Genomic DNA, 6,287 nt, shown 5'->3' on the forward strand with positions numbered 1-6,287 from the left:
CTATGCCTTTTCAAATGAGCTACAAGCCGCTTGAAATGTTTTTTTTTCCGGTACTATTTTCGTTGTGTTTTTATAGCGCCGACTTATGGTTGCTGCTTAATTTGCCTTTTGGGGGGACAACATTATCAATTTTTTTACAGGTATTTTTAATAGCTGCTTTAGCTGTGCCTTTAGTGGGTTTTTGGGCGATTAAGCAACACGGTGATTTTGTCATCAGTGCGGATAATAAAGGCATCTATTACAGAAAAATGGACGACAAAAACCAGTTTTTTTTGTTAGACTGGGGTGTTATTAATGCGATTAGTATTTCTGACACCAGTAAAAGAATGATAATAATCGAAACCACACTTAATAAGTTTAAAAAAGATGAGTTGCCACTGCCGTGTAACGGCTCGGTTTATTTTTTAGCACCCGGTACGATATGTCTGGAATTTAATTCTAGCTACTGGGTTAAATCGGCGATCACCTTACAGAATTTAACTGATTTAAAACGCCGTTACTTTATGACAAAAGGGCAATTAGACAAGACGTGAATAGCATAGAAGAGATTATAGACGACTTACGGTTAGGCAAAATGGTCATCATCATGGACGATGAAGACCGTGAAAACGAAGGTGATTTGGTTATGGCCGCCGCCTTCACCCGCGCTGAAGATGTTAATTTTATGGCGCGGTACGGACGCGGACTCATCTGCCTAACATTAACCGCCGAACGCTGCCAGCAACTGCGTTTGCCATTGATGACCAATGAAAATAAAACTGCCCACTCCACCAATTTTACCGTCTCCATAGAAGCTGCAACCGGTGTCACCACGGGTATTTCAGCCGCTGATCGTGCCCGTACGATACAGTGTGCCGTGGCCTTTGATGCTAAAGCCGATGACTTAGTGCAACCTGGGCATATCTTTCCGTTAATGGCTAAATCTGGCGGCGTGTTAAACCGTGCCGGACACACCGAAGCTGGCTGTGATCTGGCGAAATTAGCCGGAGTTGAACCGGCAGCAGTTATTGTTGAAATTCTCAATGAAGACGGTTCTATGGCCAGACGACCGGATTTGGAAATCTTCGCGCAGCAACACAATTTAAAAATTGGCACGATTGCCGATTTAATCCATTACCGCATTCAACATGAAAACACCTTAGAACGCATCAGTGAATGTGCTTTCCCCACTGAATTTGGTGACTTTAGGCTGTATGCTTATCAAGACAGAAACGATAATAATCTGCATTTGGCGCTGGTTATGGGGCAAATTTCCGGTGATGAACCGGTTTTAGTCAGGGTGCATGCGCGTAATTTACTGGACGATGTGTTTGCGTCTAAGCGCAGCGATGGCAATATATCGGTGCGCTTGGCGATGCAAAAAATTGCCACCGAAGGCCGTGGCGTTTTGGTTATTATCAGACAAACTGACAGCAATAAAGCGTTAATAGAACTTATTCATCGTTATCAATTGGAAGATCATGGTGTTAGTAACCCGACTATTAGCCCAGACATACCCGACGGGCGCATGACTGGCACAGGAGCCAGAATATTGGCTGATCTGGGCGTGCATAAAATGAAAGTACTGGGCACACAAATAAAATACGTCGGTTTATCAGGATTTGATCTGGAAGTGGCCGAGCATGTGGGATAATACGCCATACTGTCGCGGTAAACGCGATTAAAGACCCTACACGTAACGAATCACAACAACAGAGAGTATCCATGTCATCATTCAAGACATTTGAAGGCCATTTTTCGGCGCAAGGCGGTAAATTTTGTCTGGTCGCATCACGTTTTAACAGCTTTATCGTTGACCAACTGGAAGCCGGTGCAATTGATGCGTTGGTGCGTCACGGGGCGCACAAAGACGATATTCATATTGTTAAAGCCCCCGGTGCATTTGAATTGCCAATGGTTGTACAACGGGTTGCAGCCAGCAAAAAATACGATGCTATTATTGCACTGGGTGCGGTTATTCGTGGTGGTACGCCGCATTTTGAATACGTTGCTGGTGAGTGTGTTAAAGGTATTAGCCAGATTGCCTTACAGTACGATATTCCCGTCAGTTTTGGGGTATTAACCGTTGACAGCATTGAACAGGCCATAGAGCGTGCTGGTACAAAAGCCGGCAATAAAGGCGCAGAAGCCGCTTTATCTGCCATCGAGATGGTCAGCTTGTTTAAAAACCTGGAAATCTGATGAGCCAAGTGCGTACCAATGCCAGAAAAGCGGCTGTACAAGCCTTGTATCAATGGCAAATGACCGGTCAAACCATCACGAGCATTGAAATTCAATTTCATGAAGAAGAGCGCCTAAAAGATTGTCAAAAAAGTTATTTTGCTGAATTATTTCACGGTGTACCAGAGCATCTCGATGCTATAGATCACGCATTAAATTGCTTTACCGATCGCCCTGTTGATAGCATTGATCCGGTCGAAAGAGCTATCTTGCGACTCAGTGTTTATGAATTATTACACCGATTAGACATGCCTTACCGTGTGGTGATAAATGAAGGCATTAATCTAGCCAAATATTTTGGTGCTGATGGCAGTCACAAATATGTTAATGGCATTTTAGATAAAGTAGCGCAGCAAAGCCGTGCCACGGAAATTACCATGAAAGCCGCTGCAAAAAATGGCACTGTCCGAATTTAACCTGATTGAACGGTTTTTTTGTCAACAACGCGTCAAAAATCTCAGTACCCAATTAGGTATAGGTGATGACTGTGCGTTATTAACGCTACCTTCTGGCTATCAGCTGGCCGTTACCACTGACACAATGGTGGAAAATGTGCATTTTTTTGCCGGAACCGACCCTGCACAACTCGGCCACAAACTGCTGGCTGTTAACTTAAGCGATCTGGCCAGCATGGGCGCAAAGCCTGTGTCGGTCAGTTTGGCACTCACTTTACCTACCGTAAATGAAGACTGGCTGGCGGCGTTTGCTCAAGGCTTCTTAGATCTGGCCAACCGTTATCACGTTGATTTAATCGGCGGCGATACCACCGCAGGGCCATTGACTTTAACCGTACACGCTTTGGGTTTAGTGCCACAAGGTAAGGCGTTAACACGCTCAGCGGCTAAGGTCGGTGATTTTATTTATGTCACTGGGTCGTTAGGTGATGCCGGTTTAGGCCTTAAAATAAAACAGGGCTATGTGTGTCATCATCCAGATGACGCTTTACAGCGATTCAATTGTCCCAGTCCACAGGTTGAAATTGGCTTGGCTTTAATTGATATTGCCCATGCGTGTATTGATATATCCGATGGTTTAGCGGCGGATTTGGGACATATTTTGCAGAAAAGTCAGGTCGGTGCTTGCCTTGATTGGGAGGCATTACCACTGTCTTGTAGTACACAAGACTATATTGCCGATACCGGCGATTGGTTATTGCCGCTTACCGCAGGTGATGACTATGAATTGTGTTTTACCGTTAGCCCTGAAAATAGTGCCCATTTAAGCGTGCCGTGCCATAAAATTGGTATTATCGAAGCACAATCAGGTTTGAGATTACGCCGTTCAGGGGGGGTTCAAACGTTGGCCATGAAAGGCTTTGAACATTTTTCATAATGCTACAGATTGGTCATTATTACTGATACTGTGAAAAATATTAGCTATATTAGCAGAACATGATTTTCACACTATATTGTAAAAATAAACGTACTATTTTGGTATGACAGTCATTTTTTATTAGATAGTTTTCAATATATTTGTGAAATTTTGCAGCCATTAATTTTTATTAAGTAATGATTAATCTCACAATAGCCACAGTCTATCAATAACCGCTATACTACGCCGCTAATACCCACTATTTTTGTGTGTTTTTGGCTACATCTTTGTATTGCAAGGCTTATCGCTAGAAGAAACGCGTGCTGAGGGTATATAATTAACACCTGAGATCCATTTTTATGCTCACAAAATTTACTATCAGCACACGAGGAACATCGTGAAAATCGATATAAAGTATTGTACCCAGCAGTTGCTAATAGTGTACTTGTTAAGTTTACCTGTTTCACCATTACAGGCAGCAGAGCAAGCGCTGCAAGAAACCGGTATTAGTAAAGAAATTAACACTATTATTGCAGCGGAGCAAAATCCGTATTTAATCCGCTCTAGCTTCCCCAATCGCGCACAAGATTTGGCAGCCCTTTACGCGCTGGCGGGCAACCAACTCTTGTGGTTAGGTACAGCCAATTCAGAAAAAAATATTAATGATGCGCTGACTTTATTGGCTAATGCGACTTTGTATGGTTTAAATCCTGCACATTATGATGTTGCGTTATTACAGCAAAAACTAAATGATGCATTAAAATTAAACGCCGACGCATATTTGCAACAAGCCTTATACGACACCGCATTAAGTCTTTCAGTATTGCGTTTTGCTCATGATTTACACTATGGTACTGTTGATGCCAAAGTACTCAACTTTAACTTAAAACGCAGACCTAAAAAAATACTTGATTTGCCTGCGCTTATCAAAAACAGTCTGGATTTGGCAACGTTGGCGCAATTACCATCGCAGGTTGAGCCAAAATTAAAACAGTACGCAAATTTAAAACACGCACTTAGTACCTACACCGCGTTAGCCAGTGCTGTTACACCGGTTAAATTTTTGGTTAAAAAAAATTTACGCATAGATGATGAATACCCACAGCTTGCTGAATTACAAGCTTTTTTGATTGCATTAGGCGATTTAACAGAAGACACCACCACGCCAACCGCCGCTTTAAACACGCCAGTTTCTTTACGCTATACCGTTAAAGTAGCAGATGCTATTAAAAAATTCCAATACCGTAATGGTTTAGTTACCAGCGGTATTTTGGATAAAAATACCATCAACGCACTTAATATTCCGATAACTCAGCGACTAGAGCAAATAAAACTGGCGATGGAGAGATTGCGCTGGCTACCGGAGTTTGACGCAGGGCAAGCGGTTATCGTCAATATTCCTGCTTTTCAATTATGGGCATTCGATGATATTGAAGCCGAGCATTCCACTGTCTTGAATATTAATGTTGTTGTAGGTAAATCATTAAAAAATCAAACACCTGTTTTAATGGCAGATATGAAGTTTGTTAATTTCATGCCGTATTGGAATGTGCCAGAAAGCATTCTAAAAGACGAAATTTTGCCCAAACTCGTGAACGGCAAAAGTTTTTTAGCCAAACAGAACATGGAAATTGTGTCTAATTATGGTAATCCTGCTAAACCTGTGCCGTTAACTAAACTGGCGCTAGATAAGCTAAATCGCGGTGTATTCCGTGTTCGGCAGCGACCTGGCAAAAGCAATGCACTGGGGAAAGTAAAATTTATTTTCCCCAATAAAGCAGATGTTTATTTGCATGATACCCCCTCTAAGGCTTTATTTAAAAAAACCAGACGTGATTTTAGTCACGGTTGTGTGCGTGTTGAAACACCTGAAAAATTAGCGGAATTTGTGTTTAAAAATCAAAAAGGCTGGGATAAGACAGCCATTAAAAAAGCAATGCAGCACACGGAAATGCAAGAAGTGATACTTGATAAGCCGATCCCCGTATTACTTTATTACAGCACTGCATTTTTTGATAGCGCGGATAATCTTATGTTTTATCCTGACATTTACGATAAAGATGCGCCGTTATTAACCGCGTTGGCAAAGCCGGAAGATTTATCTGATCTAGTGATTTTTACGCCACCTAAGAAAATACCTGAAACAGTCATACTTGACGCGCCTACCGCAATAGAAACGATAGATACCAGGCCGGCGGAATTAATGCAGTGAGCGGAATTGATTTACAGCGTTTTCAACTTAGGACAGTTACAGCGTAACCGTTCGCACTGAGCTTGTCGAAGCACGAACGGCACACTTCGACAAGCTCAGTGCGAACGGTTACGCTGTAACTATTGAACTGTGAAAACGCTGTAAGATGATGCAGGGGAATGTGCCATAGAATGGCAGTATGGGTAAGATACAAAAATTTAGTACACAAAACAGCGGACAGATTTTGGTCAAATCTGCCCGCTGTATTCTAAGAACTCACATTGAGCGGCTACCCTCCCGTTAAATTTTGATTTAGACTTAAGTGCCGACTTGTCATTTAATTAGGCACAGAAAAATAACTCAAAACACGGGGGCAAGCATGAACTACTCCATAGAGCGCTTAGACCACTTAGGCATTGTTGCCGGTGTCATCAAAGATTTAAAAATTGCCGAGTTGATTGACGGGCGGTTAGGGACTTATGAGGGAGAGACCTTATCGGCTGGTGAAACGGTTGCAGGCATGATTATCAATGGCTTAGGATTTTCCAACAAACCGATGACCTTG

The 6,287-nt window shown here is 42.4% G+C and carries 7 protein-coding genes; all 7 read left to right on the forward strand.

What is annotated here, in order from left to right; all coding sequences use genetic code 11:
• The first annotated feature begins 2 nt into the window (after positions 1–2).
• On the forward strand, positions 3–533 hold the full coding sequence (locus CRENPOLYSF2_RS06650) for a hypothetical protein (RefSeq protein ID WP_087143167.1): 531 nt from the start codon (positions 3–5) through the stop codon (positions 531–533).
• Positions 530–1,633, forward strand: a complete 1,104-nt coding sequence (gene ribBA / locus CRENPOLYSF2_RS06655) for a bifunctional 3,4-dihydroxy-2-butanone-4-phosphate synthase/GTP cyclohydrolase II (RefSeq protein ID WP_087143168.1) — start codon at positions 530–532, stop codon at positions 1,631–1,633. The genes CRENPOLYSF2_RS06650 and ribBA overlap by 4 nt, the downstream gene beginning before the upstream one ends.
• A 71-nt stretch (positions 1,634–1,704) precedes the next feature.
• Positions 1,705–2,181 carry a 6,7-dimethyl-8-ribityllumazine synthase gene (gene ribH / locus CRENPOLYSF2_RS06660; protein ID WP_087143169.1) on the forward strand — a complete coding sequence of 159 codons (477 nt, stop codon included), beginning with the start codon at positions 1,705–1,707 and terminating at the stop codon, positions 2,179–2,181.
• Positions 2,181–2,636, forward strand: coding sequence for a transcription antitermination factor NusB (gene nusB, locus CRENPOLYSF2_RS06665; protein ID WP_087143170.1), 456 nt, complete (start codon positions 2,181–2,183; stop codon positions 2,634–2,636). The genes ribH and nusB overlap by 1 nt, the downstream gene beginning before the upstream one ends.
• Positions 2,617–3,552: a thiamine-phosphate kinase gene (gene thiL / locus CRENPOLYSF2_RS06670; RefSeq protein WP_087143171.1), complete on the forward strand. Its 936-nt coding sequence runs from the start codon at positions 2,617–2,619 to the stop codon at positions 3,550–3,552. The genes nusB and thiL overlap by 20 nt, the downstream gene beginning before the upstream one ends.
• A 376-nt stretch (positions 3,553–3,928) precedes the next feature.
• A complete protein-coding gene (locus CRENPOLYSF2_RS06675) occupies positions 3,929–5,743 on the forward strand; it encodes a L,D-transpeptidase family protein (protein ID WP_245807928.1) in 1,815 nt (604 codons plus the stop codon).
• Positions 5,744–6,101: 358 nt separating this feature from the next.
• Positions 6,102–6,287: DUF4277 domain-containing protein (locus CRENPOLYSF2_RS06680; protein ID WP_140396819.1), on the forward strand; the 186-nt coding region annotated here is incomplete at its 3' end.

It is taken from the genome of Crenothrix polyspora, from assembly GCF_900163755.1.
GTDB lineage: Bacteria > Pseudomonadota > Gammaproteobacteria > Methylococcales > Methylomonadaceae > Crenothrix > Crenothrix polyspora.